The organism is Algibacter sp. R77976 (genome assembly GCF_044594645.1).
Taxonomy (GTDB): domain Bacteria; phylum Bacteroidota; class Bacteroidia; order Flavobacteriales; family Flavobacteriaceae; genus Algibacter_B.
In genome coordinates this window covers 2,272,973-2,293,710 of the sequence record NZ_CP138989.1, presented here as the reverse complement: position 1 = coordinate 2,293,710, position 20,738 = coordinate 2,272,973, and the positions used below count along the sequence as shown (strand labels likewise).

General features: G+C 32.5%; 16 protein-coding genes. 6 read left to right on the top strand and 10 right to left on the bottom strand.

What is annotated here, in order from left to right; genetic code table 11:
* Position 1: 1 nt before the first annotated feature.
* The 7 genes from SJY43_RS10045 to SJY43_RS10015 all read right to left on the bottom strand — a co-directional run bounded on the left by SJY43_RS10045 (position 2) and on the right by SJY43_RS10015 (position 9,357).
* The gene (locus tag SJY43_RS10045) at positions 2-2,425 is read right to left on the bottom strand and encodes a glycoside hydrolase family 2 protein (RefSeq protein WP_396600603.1); all 2,424 of its coding nucleotides are present in this window, start codon (positions 2,423-2,425) and stop codon (positions 2-4) included.
* Positions 2,426-3,400, bottom strand: a complete 975-nt coding sequence (locus SJY43_RS10040; RefSeq protein ID WP_396600602.1) for a Gfo/Idh/MocA family protein — start codon at positions 3,398-3,400, stop codon at positions 2,426-2,428.
* Between the two features lie 202 nt (positions 3,401-3,602).
* Positions 3,603-4,604, bottom strand: coding sequence for a GntR family transcriptional regulator (locus SJY43_RS10035; protein WP_396600601.1), 1,002 nt, complete (start codon positions 4,602-4,604; stop codon positions 3,603-3,605).
* 323 nt (positions 4,605-4,927) lie between these two features.
* The gene (gene kduI, locus SJY43_RS10030; protein ID WP_396600600.1) at positions 4,928-5,770 is read right to left on the bottom strand and encodes a 5-dehydro-4-deoxy-D-glucuronate isomerase; all 843 of its coding nucleotides are present in this window, start codon (positions 5,768-5,770) and stop codon (positions 4,928-4,930) included.
* 71 nt (positions 5,771-5,841) lie between these two features.
* On the bottom strand, positions 5,842-7,011 hold the full coding sequence (locus SJY43_RS10025) for a DUF4861 family protein (protein ID WP_396600599.1): 1,170 nt from the start codon (positions 7,009-7,011) through the stop codon (positions 5,842-5,844).
* A gap of 1,229 nt (positions 7,012-8,240) precedes the next feature.
* Positions 8,241-9,032, bottom strand: coding sequence for a gluconate 5-dehydrogenase (locus SJY43_RS10020; protein WP_396600598.1), 792 nt, complete (start codon positions 9,030-9,032; stop codon positions 8,241-8,243).
* 250 nt (positions 9,033-9,282) lie between these two features.
* Positions 9,283-9,357, bottom strand: a complete 75-nt coding sequence (locus SJY43_RS10015; RefSeq protein ID WP_396603404.1) for an alpha-L-fucosidase — start codon at positions 9,355-9,357, stop codon at positions 9,283-9,285.
* 462 nt (positions 9,358-9,819) lie between these two features.
* Between SJY43_RS10015 and SJY43_RS10010 the strand changes: the two genes are divergently transcribed.
* From SJY43_RS10010 to SJY43_RS09985, 6 genes are all read left to right on the top strand, one after another.
* Positions 9,820-10,551 carry a FadR/GntR family transcriptional regulator gene (locus SJY43_RS10010; protein ID WP_396600597.1) on the top strand — a complete coding sequence of 244 codons (732 nt, stop codon included), beginning with the start codon at positions 9,820-9,822 and terminating at the stop codon, positions 10,549-10,551.
* Positions 10,548-11,558 (top strand): PfkB family carbohydrate kinase, encoded by a 1,011-nt coding sequence (locus SJY43_RS10005; RefSeq protein WP_396600596.1) that lies wholly within the window; start codon positions 10,548-10,550, stop codon positions 11,556-11,558. The genes SJY43_RS10010 and SJY43_RS10005 overlap by 4 nt, the downstream gene beginning before the upstream one ends.
* Entirely contained in the window at positions 11,555-12,184 is a 630-nt protein-coding gene (locus SJY43_RS10000) for a bifunctional 4-hydroxy-2-oxoglutarate aldolase/2-dehydro-3-deoxy-phosphogluconate aldolase (RefSeq protein WP_396600595.1), read from the top strand. Before SJY43_RS10005 ends, SJY43_RS10000 begins: the two co-directional genes overlap by 4 nt.
* Before the next feature lie 3 nt (positions 12,185-12,187).
* Entirely contained in the window at positions 12,188-13,339 is a 1,152-nt protein-coding gene (gene dgoD / locus SJY43_RS09995) for a galactonate dehydratase (RefSeq protein WP_396600594.1), read from the top strand.
* A 116-nt stretch (positions 13,340-13,455) separates the two neighbouring features.
* On the top strand, positions 13,456-14,358 hold the full coding sequence (locus SJY43_RS09990; protein WP_396600593.1) for an aldose 1-epimerase: 903 nt from the start codon (positions 13,456-13,458) through the stop codon (positions 14,356-14,358).
* A 9-nt stretch (positions 14,359-14,367) separates the two neighbouring features.
* Positions 14,368-16,014 (top strand): solute:sodium symporter family transporter, encoded by a 1,647-nt coding sequence (locus tag SJY43_RS09985; protein ID WP_396600592.1) that lies wholly within the window; start codon positions 14,368-14,370, stop codon positions 16,012-16,014.
* Positions 16,015-16,307: 293 nt separating this feature from the next.
* Here the strand turns inward: SJY43_RS09985 and xylE are convergent, their stop codons facing one another.
* From xylE to SJY43_RS09970, 3 genes are all read right to left on the bottom strand, one after another.
* Positions 16,308-17,726, bottom strand: a complete 1,419-nt coding sequence (gene xylE, locus SJY43_RS09980) for a D-xylose transporter XylE (RefSeq protein ID WP_396600591.1) — start codon at positions 17,724-17,726, stop codon at positions 16,308-16,310.
* Positions 17,727-17,803: 77 nt separating this feature from the next.
* On the bottom strand, positions 17,804-19,120 hold the full coding sequence (gene xylA, locus SJY43_RS09975; RefSeq protein WP_396600590.1) for a xylose isomerase: 1,317 nt from the start codon (positions 19,118-19,120) through the stop codon (positions 17,804-17,806).
* 133 nt (positions 19,121-19,253) lie between these two features.
* Positions 19,254-20,738: a xylulokinase gene (locus tag SJY43_RS09970; protein ID WP_396600589.1), complete on the bottom strand. Its 1,485-nt coding sequence runs from the start codon at positions 20,736-20,738 to the stop codon at positions 19,254-19,256.

Below are 20,738 nucleotides of genomic sequence, written 5' to 3'. Positions count from 1 at the left end.
TTTAGTTTATTGTTAAGTAAGTCCCTTTAAAATTTTGGTTTAGCACCATAACTTGTAGAGGCTTGTCTTTTGAATGTCTTTTTATTTCAATTGACGCTTGTCCGTTTGCCATTTCAATAATCTCACTCCCTGTTGGAGTGCCCTGACTTATTAGAGCCTCCCCTCCATTTAAACATTGAAAATAAACGCGCTCTTCATAATCTAAACAACGCAAGCCTTTTGCATCAATAGCTTTAGCTGTTACTAGGTAATTACCATTATTTAACAGCTTATAGCTTAACTTGAGAGCCCTTGCCTTTTCATTTTTCGCATACCGGTAGTTTATTTTAAGGCTATCAATAACTTCTTTACTGTTACTTATTTTACCTATCGCTTTTAAATTATTTTCTCCTTCATTAAAATTAAGAGTCCAGTTTAAACCAGATGCAGGAAATATTTTTGTGTCTCGCCTTTTAACTCCCAGGCTCTTACCATTTAGAAAAAGTTCTACTTCTGGGCAATTACTGTAAACACTTATATCTCTTGATTTTCCTTTTGGACCTTGTCGCTCTGTCCAAGTATGAGATTCTATATATGCAAAAGGGTCTTTACCCCAATAGCTTTTAAATACGTAAAAGGCGTCTTTTGGTTTGCCTGTTCTATCTACCAAACCTTTTTGATTCATATATGGTATAGCATTTTCGGGACGCAAAGGCGTACCAAAATCTTTAAAAGCCCATTGTACATTTCCAACGAAAGTTGAATCGTTTTCTGATATACGTAGATGCCAATCAAATAAATCTACAATATAATTTTCGCTCCAATCTCCTATTTGAGCAATATTAGCAACATCTGTTTGTACTATAGCCTCTTCCCAACCATCAGACTGGATTTTGCCTTCGCCAGTTATTGGATTTTCTGTATGACGGCCTAAATGGCTAGACCCCCCGTATTCTGCATGTAAAAAATGAGGGTATTCTTTTTTATATTGGTCAATAGCTTTTTGATAGCTTTTATAACTACCTGAATACCAACCAGACCAAATAGATGGTGAAAAAACATCAACAATATCTGCACCTTCATAATATTTTCTAATAGCTGTTTTTCGACTTGGATCTAATTTATGTGCATAATCATTTAATTCTTTTAAATAAACATTAATATTTTCTCTATTATCTCCATTTTCGAAGTCTGGCAACCAATAAATTTCGTTTCCTAAAGACCATAAGATAATGCTTGGATGATTATAATTTTGTTCAATTATTTCTTCTAGCATATTTTTAGTATTCAATTTCCAAGCATCGTTACCCAAACCTCCACGACACCAAGGCAACTCATCCCAAACTAGTAAACCCAATTCATCGCAAGCCTTATAAATTTCTGGATCTTGAGGGTAATGTGCTAAACGCACAAAATTAGCTCCCATATCTTTTATAAGTTCCATATCTGCCCTATGTTGTTTATTACTCATAGCCGCACCAACGCCAGCATGTTCTTCATGTCTATGTGTTCCTCTTAACAATAAGCGTTTTCCGTTTAAATAAAACGCACCATAATCTTTAAATTCAAACCATCTGAAACCTACACGATCAGAAATCTCATCTTTTACAATGTTATCTTCAACAAGTTGAACGGCTAATGTGTATAAATTTGGGTGATCTATATCCCACAATTTCGGGTTAACTATCGACTTAAAATTTATTTCTGACATACTATCTGAGATATCAAAAAGAGATGATTTTATAGATGTTCCATCGGCATCCAATAAACTTGCTTTTACTTTTAAATTTGAAATATTTGATGAATTAACTACAACCGTTGCTTGTATTTCTGCATTTGAATTTGATACTTTTGGTGTTGTAATTTTTAGATTAGAAAGATAATCTGACGGCAACGTTTCTAACCACACATCTCGCGTAATTCCTCCAAAAATAAAGAAATCACTTTTTTGCGATGGAATAACTTCTGGGTTATAAGTATTATCTACACGAACCAAAATTTCGTTATTCCCGGTTGAAATAGCCTTTGTAATATCGACTAAGAAGCCAATATAGCCACCTGTATGCCCTCCAACTTTTTCACCATTTACGTATACTTCACTTTCAATGTTTACACCTTCAAAATATAGCTGATAAATTTGACCTGAAATAATGTTAGGTATATTTAAGTCTTTTTTATACCAACTTGCACTTCGCCTGTAACCAGGAGTAATATCGGTAGCATCTAAGGCGTTCCAAGAATGAGGTAAATTAATTTTTTTCCAATGGGTTTCCTTTTGTGCATCACCAATATGTTCTGTATTATTTTCTAAATACTGCCAGTCATTATTTATATTGACTTTAGCACGTTGTAGGTTACTATTTTTATTTCCACTCTCACATGAAAAGACCATAGCATTTAAGAAAAGTAAAAAGGCTATTTTTAAAATTACAGGTTTAAATATCATTTATATATTATTTTTTGTAAATGCTTCCATAAGGTTAATTACCAATGCGCCATCTTGTACAGGGCAAGGGTTACTTCTTTTTCCTAGAAAATAATTAACCGTTTCTTGTATCATGGGTTGCTGAATATTTACAGGGTTTTTAAAATTAAATTCTTTGTGAATATCCTTTGTTTTAATTTTAAGTTGTTCTTCATAAAATGACAGTTCGATAGTGCCATCCTCTCCATAAATAATGCAACGGTCTTCTTCTAAATATTTTGGTATTGCGAATGACCACATACCTCGAAATTGGACGTTATTTTTAAAATTAATTATTCCGTTAACCGTATCATCAACCGTATTAATTCCTGACTGATTCACAGCAATCCCTTTTGCCGAAATATAGTCTCCAAAAAAGTGATACATTAAATCTATTTGATGGGGTGCTATATCATGAAAATAACCACCACCAGAAACTTCTTTATCTAACCTCCAGGTAGCTTTATCGTTAAAGTCGTAAGGCTGTAAAAATCTTAGATCTACATATTTAACTTCACCTATGGCATGGGTATCAAGTAAATTTTTCACTTTAAGATACATTGGTAAAAATCTACGGTAATGAGCAACCACTAGTTTCTGTTTACTATTATTCGTAGCATTTTCTAGGTCTTTTGCTTCATCCATAGAAAGCACCATTGGTTTTTCTAAATAAACATCTTTGCCAGCTTTTAATGTTTTTAGCGCATATTCTAAATGTGTGGATGGAGGGGTTGCAATATAAACTGCATTGATATCTGGATTTTCTAAAAGTTTGTCTACATCATCATACCATAGCGGCACATGATGCCGTTTGGCAAAATCCTGAGCTAAATCTCCATTTCTTCGCATAACAGCCAATAATTCGGAGTTGTTACATTTCTGAAAAGCAGGCCCACTTTTCACTTCAGCCACATCGCCACAGCCTATAATACCCCATTTTATATTTTTATCTTTCATTATTTATAATATCTTAAATGCTTTTACAAACCATTTTTGATTCTGGTTTTATTAGTGAAATTTAATTTATGGTTATAAGGTAAAACTTAATATTAACTTAAGACCAAAGTTAAAAAACAACTAGAAATGTACCATCCTGCTTTATCCTGCCATAAGCATACATGATTGATTAAGAAATTGAAGCTATGAGAAGAAAATTAGCTTATAAGGATTCTCTTATTATTAATGACGTTGGTAAATATGTATGAATTTGATTGTCTGAAGTAATAAACTCTGCTGCCTTAGCTCCAAACTCTTTAAAATCGACTGAAACTACCGAAATACCTTTATATGTTAATCTTTTAATAGGTGTTTCGTTATATGATAACACCCCTACATCTTTACCTAGACTAAAATTATACATAATACATTGATCAAGCAACTCATAAAGCATTCTGTCGTTTACACTTATATACGCGTGTCCTTTTTTTATTTTAAATTCTTTTGAGTTTTTTATTACCTTATAATTAAGGTTATGTTTGGCGCAGAATTTTTTAAAATACACGACACTTTCCCAAGGATGAAATGTATATTCTGGGTAAATAAAATTAATAGTATTATATTTTTTAAACAAGTGTAAAGCATTTTCTAGGCATTTATAAAACCCTTTTCCAAAATCCTGCAAAAGGAAATTAGCAGGTTTTTTTGAAGATAAATCCCAGTCAATCAACAAAAGTCTTTTATCATCTATTTTTTGAATAGCTTTTAAAACCTCTGGATGATTAAAACCCATTACTATGTATTTGTAATATTCACCACTATCAAGATCTAGCATATTCTTGAAATTCTTTACACTATAATGATGGAATTGTAAATCAATAATCACATTATCCGGCAAATTTTTCATAAACGAATGATACATGACTTCTTTATAAGCTTTAAAAGTACTTATTAATAATAATACCTTTATTTTATTGTCGTTTATATAATAGCCTTTGTTAGGTGTAGATTTAATTAAACCTTCATTTTTAAGCAATGTATATGCCTTATATACTGTATCTCTAGATATTTTATAATCTTTACTAAATTCATTTATTGAAGGTATACTATCCCCTGCTTTATAGTTACTTGTTTCAATAGACTCTTTAAAAGCATTAAATACTTTTTTGTATTTAGGAATATCGTTACTCTCTATATTTTTTATTTTAATTAAACTTTCAACCATTTATAAAAATTCTAATTATTCTTTTTAGAATACACTTAATTTTTAAAATATAAACTAACCTTCTTCTCAAATTAAATTTTTTTTGAATAAAAAACTATCCTGTAGTGTCTGCATTATAAATATTGAGATACTGCTATTTATTAAATAAATAAAACATTTTAAATTATTGAAAAGCTTAATTTTTAGAGGCTAAAAATTATAAACATTGGAGTCATAATGTGTGGATAGAAGGATAGAAAACTAAACCCCAATAGTAAAAAAACAAAAAACCCAAGAAATTAATTCCTTGGGTTTTTACTATTTATAATTTTTTAGATTTAAACTTATCTTAAATCTGGAATGTAACAAACATCCATATCTCCGTAATCTAAATTTTCTCCTGCCATACCCCAAATAAACGAATAGCTACTAGTTCCAGACCCAGAGTGAATAGACCATGGTGGTGAAATAACCGCTTGACTATCTCCCATCCAAATATGTCTTGTTTCTTGTGGTTCGCCCATAAAATGACAAGCTGCTTGACCTTCTGGAATTTCAAAATAGAAATACACTTCCATTCTACGATCATGCACGTGTGCCGGCATTGTATTCCAGCTACTTCCTGGCTTAATTGTAGTCATTCCCATTTGTAATTGACAAACGTCTACAACGCTATTTACTATGTATTTTCTTAATGTTCTTGCATTTGCAGTTTCTGGCGATCCTAGTTCAATAACTTCAACATCGCTAGTTCCAATTTTTTTTGTTGGATATGCCTTATGCGCTGGAGTTGAATTTAAATAAAATCTAGCTGGCTCGCTTCCAGATTTACTAGAAAAAACCACTTTTTTATTGCCTTGTCCAACATACAATGCTTCTTTGTTTTCTAAAACATAATCTGTACCATCTACAGATACAGTACCTGCTCCACCAATATTAATAATTCCTAATTCTCTACGCTCTAAAAAATAAGGCGCTTTTAAAGGATCTATTGCTGTTAACTCGACTGCTTTATTTACAGGAAGTACACCGCCTGTTATAAACCTATCATAGTGAGAATACACCAAATTAATTTTATCTGATTCAAATAAATTTTCAATTAAAAATTCATTTCTTAATTCAGTTGTATCTAATTGTTTTACTGCCGCTGGACTTGATGCGTAACGCGTTTCGTAGTTAATATCCATTTTTATATATTTTAAATTAGGCTATTTATATATTAATTTATTTCTTTTAATTACTGTAACAAATTTAAAAATTATTTATTCAATTTAACTAGTAACGGGTTTTGAATTTTTTTTGAAACATCATTTAAATGTGCTTCCCATTCTTGTTTGTTATTAAATTCTCCTCTTTCTTTCCATCCAAATCCAGCATAATACACCACTTTGTTATCTATTACTTTTAAGTTAGCGTAAGCGTTACTTAAATCTTTTTGATTGGTATCATATGTTTCATAGCTAACAAAATACTCTGGTGAGGCCATAATAGCGGTTCCTAACTCAGAATCACCATGAGGCTCCCAATAACTCACCCAACCATTTTTATTATCGCCAGAAACAACACCATCTTTTTCATGAAGTGTTAATCCTGCAGAAATTGTATTAGTACCTTCTAAATTTATTTCAAATTTTGAAAAATCACTTCCTAGGTCTAAACTTATTACTTTAGATTCTTTTATGGTGTTACCATTAGCATCCCAATTAGCATAGTTTAAATAAACACTCGTTCTAATTGGCCCGGTTGTAATGGTTCTCCATTCTGTATAGTTTTTAGAATAATAGTATGTTGTATCCTTTTTAACAGCTAAACCTCCAACACCTCTACTTACACCTACATGGAAATTATCTAGCCCTTCTTGACTTGGTAAATGGTATGCACCAGCTTTAATTGAATTTTTCTTATACCAATTGTTAATAATTGGGTATTCAACTTTTTTTAACCATGCATCTACTCCACTTGATAAGGTGCCTCCTTTTACACCATCTTCTATCATTTTTTGTGCGGTTGGTCCATATACTCTAAAAGCTACTTTATTGTTTTCCCATGTGTAGTCGTCTGTACGTTCTGGCACAAAACGCGAGTAACAATAATCTGGTGCCGTTGGTTTTTCAGCTTCAGTTATTGTAACAACTTCATAATCTATTTCTGATTTTACAGGAATTACTGGCTGAAATAATAACACATCCATAATACCATCTCCATCAACATCTACATTTTGAGTAACTTGCAATTTACCAGAAGCTACCTCTTTAATACCTATATTGGTTAAATCTGTTACTTCTAAAAATTCCTTTGTAAGTTCTACGGTTTCAAAAGACCTTTCTACGTCTAATGGATTTGTAACTGTAATTTTAATTGCTTTGTCTTTACAGGAATGTAATGCAAGTAGAACAATACCTATAATTAATGGTTTAATTAATTTCATAATCTTTATTTAACGTTATTTTATATTTGAAAGTTTTCCTATTGTTGCAATAAAACCAAAGACTTCGTAAAGCATGTCTTTAATATGACATGTGAAACTCTAATATTCTTGCGCTTGTTTTTATTAATTTTAATTCTTGAAAAGACGACTGAAGCAACATCGTTTCTCCTTATTTAATATTAAAAGATTCTTTTGCATACTCAATTGTTAATGTTACTTCTACGCAAATATAAATCAGAAATGAGTCTATTTGTGAATAATTCTTAGATAAATCTTCATTAATTTCTAAAATATTAGTCTTAAAATATGGTGTTTGCTCTAGTTATACGACCTTATTTCCTTCACTTTTATAGTCCGTTTTATATGTTTCGTGAAACTTAAAACCTATAACACCAATCGCTAAATCGTGATGCAACTATCTTGTTAACAAAGTTTTAGCATCAACTCTATTATAAAAAAAACACGATAAGAAATGTTTGAGGTTTGTAGAATTTTGGCTAATAAAACACCTGCCCCAATAGCATAAATTCTTCCTGTTGGTATATAATAAGTACAGCCTTTATCAACTGCTTCATGATGCATCACTTTTAAAATATTATTGTTTTTTTAAAACTCATCTTCAAATTATTATCTATTTATAAGATCTTATAGTTTCTTTTATCTAAAATCAAGTACTTTACGCTCAATGAACTGGCCTTATTTACGAAGGGGTATACTATATTTTAGTTGTAAAAGGGGTGCAAACTAATGATGGGGCTGGAGCTAGTAACGATATGAGGTCAGGATTATGAAGGATTATATTCTTATTTAACAAGGGTTAATTAAGATTTAGACGAAAAACACCTAATACTTAAACCACTAATAATAAATCATTTAGATTAAAAAGGTATAACATTATTTAAACAAAAGAAGAAGTATAAATTATGATTCAACCACTATAAATTATTACCCTATTTAAAATATTTGAAGACATAATTTAATTAGTGATAATTTGTTTAACATTATAAGGTTTAAGTAAACCTTTTATAATTCATCATAATACATCACTAAATAAAGCTTATGGATTAAACTTTATTAAAACAAACCTGATGGCTTATTTGCTTTAAAGCAATTAATTAGTTCTATATAGAACTCTTTTGCTACAAAAAGCAAATGCGCAATCAGGTTTATTCTTAGAAATACTTAATATGGGAAAATATTTATAATAATTATAACTAATAAATAGATAGTTATATTTCATTTGAAGGCTTCCCTATTGTTGCAAGAATACCTCCATCAACATAAACCACTTGCCCATTTACAAAATCACTAGCTTTAGAACTTAAAAATACTGCCGTTCCTTGTAAATCTGAAGGGTCTCCCCATCTGCCTGCAGGTGTTCTTCCAATAATAAAATCATTAAATGGATGTCCATCTACGCGTATTGGTGCAGTTTGACTTGTTGCAAAATAGCCAGGTCCAATACCATTGGTTTGGATATTGAATTTAGCCCATTCGGTTGCCATATTACGTGTTAACATTTTTAAGCCCCCTTTTGCTGCTGCATAAGCACCTACAGAATCTCTTCCAAGTTCACTCATCATAGAGCAAATATTAATAATTTTTCCTGAGCGACGTTCTATCATACCTTTGACAACATGTTTAGAAACTATAAATGGTGCTACTAAATCAACCTGTATTACGGCATTAAAATCAACAACTTCCATCTCTGCAAGTGGTGTTCTTTTAATAATACCAGCATTGTTTACCAGGATATCTATGACTCCTACTTCTTTTTCTATTTTCGCAATATTTTCAATGACTGCTTTTTCATCGGTTACATCAAAAACATATCCAAATGCTTTTAAACCTAATGCTTTATATTCTGCAACGGCCTCATGCAACATATCTTCCGAATTGTTGTTCACTACAATAGTAGCTCCTGCGTTTCCTAATCCTTTTGCCATGGCCATTCCTAGGCCATGCACTGCACCTGTAATTAGTGCCACTTTTCCTGTTAAATCAAATAAGTTATTCGACATTATATTTTATTTTAAATTCATTTATAAACTCTACTAAATTTTAAAGAAACTATAGGTGTAAAGATATAAATTATTACTCCAAAGTCATAAAATATAAACCATTTAAAAATTAAATGGAAAATTGAATAAGAAATAAGGTAAAGTGCTGAAAACCGAACTCTTTTGAGGTATAAACTCTCTTTCAAAAAGACAGAAAAAAGGTCTATAACTTTTTAATTTGTGCTTCGCCTTTATAAAAACCTGCAGGTACTTAATAAATGCCCCAATGAATAAACATACCAAATCTAGCTTCTTGCCACCATTCCATGCGGTCTTCACCTGACACCTCAGCCACTTCTATTTTATCATGAATTTAACCTTGATGTTTACAACTCGAAATTAGTATTGGTAAAATAAACACTAGTAAAAACCTTCTCATTAATCTATCTTTTATTTTAAATTAAATACAATTTTTATGCAACAAATAGCTCTTATTAATATTAAAGCAATTTCAAAAAAAAACAAAAGGCAAGCATAAATTATAGTTCAATTACTCTAAACTATCATTCTTTTAGGGCTTTCTATGAAACGTTCCATGTATAACTGAGGAAATTCCAATTAAAAAAAAATACTGTCGCATACTTTTAAATATTAACAAATACTTTTTTATGTCTTAAATTTATTCTCAATCATATTTATATTGATAATATTCTTAAACATTATTAAGACTATTTTAATAAAATATTGCTTTATTTATTTATTCAACTTAATTATATTTGTATGATGTATTACAAATTTCTAATTAATTATGTTCACACCTATTGCAAAGCGTGAGTCACTTAGTGTATATGTAGGCGCTGAATTAACAAAAGCCATTAGACAAGGTAAATATCAACCTTCAGAAAAATTACCAACAGAGCACGAACTCTGTTCTATTTTCAATGTAAGTAGAACAGTTATTCGAGAAGCCATTACAGGATTAAATGCTAAGGGCATTGTAGAAATTAGAAAAGGTAGCGGTGTTTATGTTTCAGAGATGAGTATTAAAAATGCTGCTGAATCATTGAATCTATTTTTTGGACTCTCTTCAGATCAAGATTTGATGCTTCATGCCATTGAAACACGAGCAATGATAGAACCAATGATTGCCTTTAAATCTGCAAGTGTTCGAAAAGATGAACATATTGTTTTGTTACAAGATAATTTAGAAAAGTCACATAAATGTCCAATTGAGGATAAAACCAAGGAAGCCGAATTGGACAATCAATTTCATAGAATTTTGCTTGATTGTATAGATAATCCCGTATTAAAATTATTAATGAATCCCATTTATAACTTGATGCCTCAATTTAAATTTGATGTTTTTGCAAAAACTAAGATTACAAAAGAAAATATGGTTCAAGAAAAAGAAAAAATGCTCAATTATCATCAAATGATTGCTAATGCCATTATTGATGGAAATGCATTAAATGCGGAAAAATTTATGAGAGAACATTTAAAAGTCACTTCTGAAAATTATCTTAAATCCTTAGAAAAATGAAAAGTTTTGTAACTTTTGGTGAGATCATGTTAAGACTTACCCCGTCCCATATTGGTGATAAATTATTAATTGCTGATGAATTTTCTGTTGGTTATGCAGGATCAGAATCTAATGTATCGACTTCACTTGCATGTTTAGGAAACCCTGTAGATTTTATAAGCAAAGTACCTAACAACCCTCTAGGAAATGCAGCTCTATTAGGTCTAAATAAATTTAAAGTAAATACAAACAAAACGTTGCTTGGCGGTAACCGTATGGGTACTTACTTTATTGAACTTGGTACTTCAATAAGACCTTCGCGCGTAGTGTATGATAGACAAAAGTCATCGATTAGTGAAATTACCGCTGGCGAGTTTGATTGGAAAACCATTTTAAAAAACAAAGAATGGTTACATCTTTCCGGGATTACTCCAGCTTTGTCCAAACAATGTGCGGAAGAAACCATACTAGCCGCAAAAACAGCTAACGAGATGGGCGTAAAAGTTAGTTTTGATTTGAATTTTAGAAGAACCTTATGGCCTGATGGAAAAACAGCGAGAACCATTTTTAATCGAATCATTGAACATACCGATTTGATTTTTGCAAATTTAGGTGTCCTTAATGATGTTTATAATCTATCATTTACTGAAAAAGATCCTATAGAGCAAACAAAAAGCGCCATGATAAAAGCAAGTGCGTTATTTGGTGTAAATCAATTAGCTTTTACTGTTAGAGAACATTGTTCAGCTTCAGAAAACAAGCTTCAAGGTATAGCTTATTGTAATGAAAAAATTACAATTTCGAAACCCTTTACCATTCAAATACAAGATCGTTTTGGAACGGGTGATGCTTTTGCGGCGGCATATCTTCATGCAATAAATAAAGAGTGGAAACTTAATAAAGCTATTGCTTTTGCAACATCTGCATTTGCCCTAAAGCATACTATAAAAGGAGATTTACACACATCAACGGAAGAAGAAATTTTATCAATAATGAATGGAAATATATCAGGACACGTAATACGATGAGAAAAGAAAAAATATTAAATATTTTATTAGAAGAAAAAATAATTTCAATTGTTCGTTTAAAGAATGGAGATCTAGCTCCCAAGGTAATTGATAATTTAGTTAAAGGCGGAATCAAGGTATTAGAGATTACATCCAACACTCCAAATTTTGATATTCAAATTACAGCAGCACGAAAAAAACACCCAGACATTCTAATTGGTGCTGGTACAGTTACAACGCCGGAGCTTGCACAAATAGCGATTAAGGCTGGCGCTCAATTTTTAGTTACACCTAATACAAACAGAGCTATAGTTAATGAAACTATAAAGGCCAGTATTCCGGTTGTTATGGGTGCATTTACTCCAACAGAGACAGCTAATGCAATTTCCTATGGAGCAGATATTATAAAACTATTCCCAGCTGGCCAAATGGGGATTTCTTATTACAAATCACTTAAAGCACCTTTTTCAGGTATCAAGTTTTTTGCTGTTGGCGGGATAGATCTTGACAATACAGAAGCATGGCTTGATGCCGGTATAGATGGATTAGGCTTAGGTAGTTCATTAGTGCAATCGGAGATAAACACCACCGAAGAATTAAACGATATTATCATAAAAGCACAACAATTCAAAAAATTAACAAACTAAATTATGGACATAATTGAAAAAATAGAACTCTTTAAAGTTCCGCCACGGTGGTTTTTCCTAAAGATGACTACTAAAAACGGTATTGTTGGTTGGGGAGAACCTGTTGTAGAAGGTAAAGCCGATACAGTTGAGGCATGTGTTCATGAACTTTCTCAATATGTTATCGGACGTTCACCAAATACTATTGAAGATATATGGCAAACCCTTTACAGAGGAGGATTCTATAGAGGCGGTCCAATATTAATGAGTGCTTTGGCAGGAATAGATCAAGCACTTTGGGATATTAAAGGAAAAACACTTGGCGTTCCTGTTTATGAGTTATTGGGAGGAGCTGTACGTCAAAAAATGAAAATGTATTGCTGGATTGGTGGCGATGACCCAGATGTTGTTTTGAAACAAGCCCAAGAAAAAGTAGACCTTGGCTATAAGGCTGTTAAGATGAATGCAACTGGAGCCTTTGAATGGATTGATTCAGCAAAAAAAATAAAAAGCGTTATTAAAAATATTGAACTATTACGTAAAGAATTTGGAGACGATCTTGACATTGCCCTTGACTTTCATGGCAGAATACATAAAGGCATGGTAAAACCTCTAATTGATGAATTAGCGCCTTTTTCTCCTATGTTTATTGAGGAGCCCGTTTTAAGTGAAAATAGTGATGCTTTAAAACATATCTATTCCCATACCTCTATACCTATTGCCATGGGTGAACGTATGTATTCTAGATGGGATTTTAAAGAGGTACTTCAAAAAGGGTTGGTTGATATTATACAACCCGATCTTAGTCATGCAGGAGGAATATCTGAGGTGAAAAGAATTGCTGCCATGGCGGAAGCTTATGATGTGGCATTAGCTCCACATTGTCCTTTAGGACCAATTTCTTTGGCATCAGCATTACATATTGATTTTACGTCTATCAATGCATTTATACAAGAAAGTAGTCTGGGAATCCATTATAATGAAGGTTATGAATTACTCGATTACATGGAAAACCCTGAGATTTTCGACATAGAGGACGGCTATATTTCACTTTTAAAAGAACCAGGTTTAGGGATTCGAATTGATGAAGATAAATTGAGAGATGCACAAAAAATAGGACATAAATGGAGTAACCCTGTTTGGCGAAATAATGATGGTAGTATAGCTGAATGGTAATATTTTAGAATATAAATTATAGAAAAATCTAAGATAATTCTATATTAGCTATTAGAGATTAATTTAATTCCCAATAAAATTGATAATACGCTTATCAATATAAAACCCTTATAACATTGTTTACAATAAAAGAAATAGAAACACAAGGATTACACTACATAGAACTTACAAGTTCTAATCGTAAATCGATAGCACAAATATGCTTAAATCAAGGCGGACGATTGAGTGATTTTATATTTGAAAATATTCCTATACTGGCAGATTACGAGCCAGAAACTTATAAAAATAATTATGCATCATCTATATTATTTCCGTTTGCTAACAGAATAAAAGATGGTGAATATACTTTTAATAATACCAAGTTTAAATTTGACTGTAATGAAGTTGATAAAAATAATGCATTACACGGATTTGTTTATTACAAAACATTTGTTTGCATTGATAAAAAACAAACATCAGATTACGCTTCAATAACCTTGGAATACAAGGCAGATGGCAAGCATAAAGGGTTTCCTTTTAAATTCAATATTCAATTAATATATAAATTAGGTAAAACAGGACTAAGCTTAACTGTTGAGGTAAAAAATGAAGATGAACAAGCATTTCCATTTACATTAGGTTGGCATCCTTACTTTATTAGCGAAGATTTATATAAGAGCTCAATAATTTTTAAGGGCGATACAAAATACCTGTTTGACGAACAGCAAATAATTTCTGGTACTGCAAATCTTGATTTTGAAATGCCTTTTCAGTTAAAAGATATAACATTAGATAATGGTTATCCGCTTAAATCTAATGAAATAGAATTTTTAACACCAAAATATAATTTAAAAATAACTACAACATCAAAGGAAAACTTTCTACAGCTTTTTACACCAAACAAGCCAAATACTATTGCTATTGAACCTATGACAGGTGCAGTAGATAGTTTTAACAACAATATTGGATTACAAACACTAACGCCTAAAGAAACTTATAATGTTGAATGGAATTTAATACTTGAAACTATAACTAACTAACAAAAAACTATGCAATTTTTAACATTTATTGGATTTACAGCTTTAGTAGCTATCATTTCCTATTTAAAAACAAGGAAAACAGAAGAGTCTTCATCTGATGGCTATTTCCTTGGAGGTCGTAGCTTAACAGCTGGCGTCATTGCAGGATCATTATTACTTACGAACTTATCTACAGAGCAAATTGTTGGGCTAAATGGATCTGCATACCAAAGCGGATTATCTGTAATGGTTTGGGAAACTTTAGCTGCAATTGCCATGGTGGTTACTGCCATGTTTTTATTACCTAGATACTTAAAAGGCGGATTAACCACAATACCTGGTTTTTTAGCAAAACGTTTTGACGTTACAACAAAAACCCTAACCTCTGGCTTATTTCTAACGGGTTATGTTGTGGTTTTACTTCCAGTAATTTTATATTCAGGATCTTTAGCCATTAGCGGTATGTTTGATGTTCCAAAATTATTGGACATTACGCAAACACAATCCATTTGGATATGTGTTTGGGGAATTGGAATTATTGGATCTATTTATGCTGTTTTTGGCGGGCTAAAAGCCGTTGCTATTTCTGATTCTATTAATGCAGTAGGTTTATTAATTGGAGGCATTTTAATTCCCGTTTTTGGTTTAATGCTGATTGGAGATGGAAGTCTTTTAGATGGACTCTCAATATTGACTAGTGAAAATCCAGACAAGTTTAAGTCTATGGGAGGACCAACAGACCCAGTCCCTTTCTATACCATTTTTACAGGTATGATGTTAGTCCAGTTATTTTATTGGGGAACCAACCAACAAATTATTCAAAGAGCACTTGGAGCTAAAGATTTAAAAGAAGGCCAAAAAGGTTTGTTATTGGCCTCATTTATAAAAATACTAGGACCAATTATTGTGGTTTTACCAGGTTTAATTGCCTACCATGTTTTTAATGGGAATTTAGAAAGTTCTGACACCGCTTACCCAATGCTAGTTAAAAAAGTTTTGCCTACGGCTTGGCTTGGTTTTTTTGCTGCAGTAATATTTGGAGCAATTTTAAGTTCGTTTAATAGTGTATTAAATAGCTCTGTAACCTTGTTTGGTATTGATATTTACAAACAACATATTAATCAAGACGCTGATGAAAAAACGGTAGTAAAATATGGCAAACTATTTGGCGTTGTATTAGCCATTACATCTATGTTTATTGCCCCATTAATTGCAAATGCTGGTAGTTTATTTGCCTATCTGCAAGAAATTAATGGTATTTATAGTATTCCTATTTTAACAATAATAGTTGTAGGCTATTTAACAAAACGAGTTCCAGCAATTGCTGCTAAAATCGGTTTATTTTCTGGATGTTTATTATATATTCTTAGTCAATTTATTCTTCAGCCTTATTATATAAATAAAGCACTAGCAAATGCAGAAGCTACAGGTATAAAGGATGAAGCTGCATTGGCACTTATAAAAGCACAAGCTTACCCTCATTTCTTAGATGTTATGGCTATTTTGTTTGTACTTAATGTAATCATTATGCTAATTATAGGAAAACTAAAACCTCGAGAAGTAGATTTTGTACAAGAATATACAAAGCAGGTAGACATTACACCATGGAAATACACTAACCAAACCGGTATTTTAATCTGTGTAATTGTAATAGGCGTCTATGTTTATTTTGCATGATTAACATAAGTAAGAGTGATTCTAAGACTAAAATGTTACGCTTAATGGAGGTAACTAGATTATTACTCTGAGGCCTTATATTTCTATTTATTCTCACTAAACTATATGAAAAACAAAAACCCAAGATGTGAAATCTTGGGTTTTTGTTTAATAACTAATTATTTATTAGATAATTCGTCTTAAAAAGAATCCTTATTACAACTAAAATACATAAGTAAAGAATTAATAACTAATAGAATAACAACAACTATAGCTACAATTTTCATTTTACAAAGTTTTAGTATTAATTATTTTTATTTCTTCCAAAGTTCTTCCATCTCTTCTAAAGTTTTTCCTTTAGTTTCAGGAACAAACTTCCATACAAACCACATGGCTAATAATGACATTACCCCATAAACCCAATAGGCAAAACCGTGATTAAATTGCTCTGTTAGCGCTGTATTATCATTCATCATTGGGAAGGTTAAAGATACCAAGTAATTAGAAATCCATTGTGCAGCCACAGCTACTGCCATAGCTTTTCCTCTAATTTTATTAGGAAATATTTCAGAAAGTAAAACCCATACTACAGGCCCCCAACTTAACGCGAAACTAGCTACATAAAGCATCATACATGCTAAGGCCAAATAACCTGTTGCTCCAGAGAAAAACACGAAACCTAATGCCAGCATCGCCACCGCCATTCCTAAAGCACCAATTAACATTAATGGTTTTCTACCGCGTTTATCAACTGTTTTAACAGCTATTATAGTAAACAAGAAGTTTACAATTCCTACTATAATAGTTAGCAATAAAGCCCCATCTGTATTTGGGTCTATAGATTTAAAGATTTCGGGCGCATAATACAATACTACATTTATTCCCACAAATTGCTGGAATACGGAAAGTGCAACACCTATGATAATAATTCCCCAACCGTAAGACAACAACTTTCCTGAAGTTTGAACAACTGAACCTTCAATTTCTGATAAAATTTTCTTGCCTTCTTCTTCTCCATTTACTTTTATAAGTACATCTAAAGCTTCTTCTGGTTTGTTCTTTAACATTAATGAACGTGGTGTATCTGGAACAAAAAATAATAATCCCAAAAATAAACCTGCTGGAATAACTTCTGAAGCAAACATCCATCTCCAACCCACTTCATTTAACCATGCGTCTGAACCACCACCTCTAGAAATAAAATAATTTACAAAATAAACCACCATAAAACCACCTACAATAGCAAGTTGATTAAATGATACTAATTTACCTCTACTATCTGCAGGTGCAATTTCAGCAATATATAAAGGAGATAACATTGAAGCTAACCCAACACCAATACCACCAATAATTCTATAACATATAAATACTGTAGAAAAGGTATGGTCTAATTGCCCGATAGGTGCTAAAAACATTTCTGGCATTGCTGAACCTAAGGCTGAAATTAAAAACAAAATAGCTGCTAGAATCAAGCCCTTTTTCCTACCCAACTTCTTACTTACAAGTCCTCCAAAAACACCACCAATAATACAACCTATTAAAGCGCTTGCAACTAAAAATCCTTTAAAAGCACTTGCTGCACCTTCTGATAATCCTTTGGGTGTTACAAAGAAACTTTCTAAGGAACCTACGGTTCCTGAAATCACACCGGTATCATAACCAAATAATAAGCCTCCTAAGGTGGCTACTAGGGTAAGTTTTAATAAATATCCTGAATTTTTAGTTGTTGCCATAATATATTTTAGTTAGTTATTTAGTTAGTTTTTTTTTTAACCCCTTCAGATTTAAACCTGAAGGGGGGAATAGTTTTTTAAATATATTGATTTATAATATTCTCAAATAGTTCTTGTTTACCACTTTTAAGTTGAAGCTCACCATTTTCTTGAGCTATTTTGTATAAGTCTTGTAAACTTAACTTACCGTTTTCAAAATCTTTTCCTTTTCCTGAATCAAAAGAACTATATCTTTCTGTTCTTAATTTTTCATAAGGAGATGAAGATATGATTTTATCTGCAATTAATAAAGCACGAGCAAATGTATCTGCTCCACCAATATGTGCATGGAATACATCGTCAAGATCTGTTGAGTTTCTTCTAATTTTAGCATCAAAATTAACACCACCACCTTGTAAACCACCTGCTTTTAAGAATACTAGCATAGCTTCGGTAGTTTCTTGAATGTTGTTTGGGAACTGGTCCGTATCCCAACCATTTTGGTAATCACCTCTGTTAGCATCTAAACTTCCTAACATACCAGCTTTGGCAGCTGTTTCAATTTCGTGTTGGAAGGTGTGTTGTGCTAATGTAGCATGATTAACCTCGATGTTTATTTTAAAATCTTTATCTAATCCGTATTCTTTTAAGAAACCAATAGCTGTTGCTGTATCAAAATCGTATTGGTGTTTTGATGGCTCCATAGGCTTAGGCTCGATAAAGAAATTACCTTTAAAACCTTGTGCTCTTGCATAGTCTCTTGCCATACCAAGGAATTGCCCCATGTGGTCTAACTCACGACCCATATCTGTATTTAACAACGACATGTAACCTTCACGACCTCCCCAGAATACGTAGTTTTCTCCACCTAATTTTATAGTCGCATCTAAGGCTAATTTAATTTGCCCGCCTGCTCTAGCAACCACATCGAAATCTGGATTGGTAGAAGCGCCATTCATATAACGTGGGTTAGAAAAGCAGTTTGCTGTTCCCCATAATAATTTTACACCACTTTCGGCTTGCTTACCTTTTATATAATCTGTAATTGTGTTTAATCGTTGTTCTGATTCTGCAAAAGTTGCCCCTTCTTGAATTAAATCGAAATCGTGAAAACAGAAATAATCGAATCCCATTTTACCAATGAATTCGAAAGCGGCATCTGCTTTATCTTTTGCTGCTTGAATTGGGTCTGAAGCTTGATCCCAAGCAAAGTTTTGTGTTCCTGGACCAAATGGATCTGATCCTTGTCCACAGAATGTATGCCAGTAAGCAATTGAAAATTTAAACCATTCGCTCATGGTTTTCCCTGCTACTGCTTGGTCTGGATTGTAATACTTAAACGCTAATGGATTATCAGATTCTTTTCCTTCAAATTTAATTTTGTTAATGCCTTTAAAATATTCTTTACTTGCCATAATAAAATGTTTTTTATTCGTTTAATTTTTGTTGTTTTTATGTTCTATTGTGCGTTAGGGATTGAGGCATTTGTTGAAGCTCCTCGCAGAGAGCGACTGCCGAAAGCCCGACCCTTGTGGTAACGCCCAAATGTTATTTATTAAGTATGAGTTCTAATTCTTTTTTCCAATTGTTATAGGCTTCTAAATAGGGTTTCTTGTCTTTAAAAGGCATAAATGTCATAACATGATCGTTATCCATGATTGCTTTTCCGAAGGCTTTAAAATCGCCCTTATGCAAGTTTGCCGCTCTGGCAGCGCCTATTGCTCCTGTGGTGTTATAAATTTCTATTTCTTGTTCAATTAAGGTTGCTACGGTGTTTGCGAAAATTTCTGAACGGAATAAATTATCGTTTCCGGCGCGAATTACGCTTGGTTTTATACCATCGGATTTCATGATTTCCATACCGTAAACGAATGAAAATGCGATGCCTTCTAAGGCCGCTCTACACATGTGCCCTTTATGATGGTTATTTAAATTCATATTGACTATACGTGTGCCAATTTCCTTATTATTTAGCATACGTTCGGCACCATTACCAAATGGGATTAAACAAACGCCATCTGAGCCAATTGGGATTTCTGACGCTAGATTGTTCATCTCTTCATAAGAGCTTACGTCCAAATTATTTAACAACCAACGGTACTGAATTCCCGCACCATTTATACACAATAGTTTCCCTATTCTTGGATCTGCTCCTTTTTGGTAATTTACATGTGCAAAATTATTTACTCGTGCGCTTTCTTTGGCTGATAAACTGTCTGTAACAGCGTATACAACTCCTGAAGTTCCGCCTGTTGCAGCGACTTCGCCGGGGTTAAAGACGTTTAAGGACAAGGCGTTGTTTGGTTGATCGCCTGCTCTATATAATATTGGTGTTCCTGCGGCGAGACCGCTTTCTTCTTCTCCTTTTTTATCTACTACAGATTGATTTCCAAAGGTTTCAACAATATCTGGAACTAGTGCTTTATCGATACCGTAATGCTCTAAAAGAAAATCGGCTACACTATCATTTTCGAAATCCCAGAAAATGCCTTCTGATAAACCTGAAATAGTAGTATTTATTGTATTTGAAAATTTATAGGCTATATAATCGCCAGGAAGCATGAACTTATGAATCTTATTGTAGATATCTGGTTCATTATCTTTTACCCATTTTAGTTTTGAAGCTGTAAAATTTGCTGGTGAGTTTAACAGTAGTTTTGAACAGGTATCGTTTCCAACGGTATTGAATGCTTCATTACCAATTTCTACAGCGCGACTATCACACCAAATAATACTCTTTCGAAGCGGGTTTCCTTCTTTATCTACAACAACTAGGCCGTGCATTTGGTAAGAAATACCTATACCTTTAATTTGGGTTCTGCTAACGTTGTATTGTTTTTTTAATTGCGTAATCGCCTTACATATATGTTGCCACCAATCGTTTGGTTTTTGTTCTGCCCACCCATTTTTTACGGCAAACATGGTCATTTCTTCTTTGGGTTCTTGTACCACTCCTAAGCTTTTACCAGTAGCGATTTCTACTAATGCTGCTTTAATGGACGAACTTCCTATATCTAATCCTAAATAATACAT

Coding starts and splice junctions, on each gene's coding strand:
- SJY43_RS10045 (WP_396600603.1), bottom strand. CDS start 2,425: ATGATATTTAAACCTGTAATTTTAAAAATAGCCTTTTTACTTTTCTTA.
- SJY43_RS10040 (WP_396600602.1), bottom strand. CDS start 3,400: ATGAAAGATAAAAATATAAAATGGGGTATTATAGGCTGTGGCGATGTG.
- SJY43_RS10035 (WP_396600601.1), bottom strand. CDS start 4,604: ATGGTTGAAAGTTTAATTAAAATAAAAAATATAGAGAGTAACGATATT.
- kduI (WP_396600600.1), bottom strand. CDS start 5,770: ATGGATATTAACTACGAAACGCGTTACGCATCAAGTCCAGCGGCAGTA.
- SJY43_RS10025 (WP_396600599.1), bottom strand. CDS start 7,011: ATGAAATTAATTAAACCATTAATTATAGGTATTGTTCTACTTGCATTA.
- SJY43_RS10020 (WP_396600598.1), bottom strand. CDS start 9,032: ATGTCGAATAACTTATTTGATTTAACAGGAAAAGTGGCACTAATTACA.
- SJY43_RS10010 (WP_396600597.1), top strand. CDS start 9,820: ATGTTCACACCTATTGCAAAGCGTGAGTCACTTAGTGTATATGTAGGC.
- SJY43_RS10005 (WP_396600596.1), top strand. CDS start 10,548: ATGAAAAGTTTTGTAACTTTTGGTGAGATCATGTTAAGACTTACCCCG.
- SJY43_RS10000 (WP_396600595.1), top strand. CDS start 11,555: ATGAGAAAAGAAAAAATATTAAATATTTTATTAGAAGAAAAAATAATT.
- dgoD (WP_396600594.1), top strand. CDS start 12,188: ATGGACATAATTGAAAAAATAGAACTCTTTAAAGTTCCGCCACGGTGG.
- SJY43_RS09985 (WP_396600592.1), top strand. CDS start 14,368: ATGCAATTTTTAACATTTATTGGATTTACAGCTTTAGTAGCTATCATT.
- xylE (WP_396600591.1), bottom strand. CDS start 17,726: ATGGCAACAACTAAAAATTCAGGATATTTATTAAAACTTACCCTAGTA.
- xylA (WP_396600590.1), bottom strand. CDS start 19,120: ATGGCAAGTAAAGAATATTTTAAAGGCATTAACAAAATTAAATTTGAA.
- SJY43_RS09970 (WP_396600589.1), bottom strand. CDS start 20,738: ATGTATTATTTAGGATTAGATATAGGAAGTTCGTCCATTAAAGCAGCA.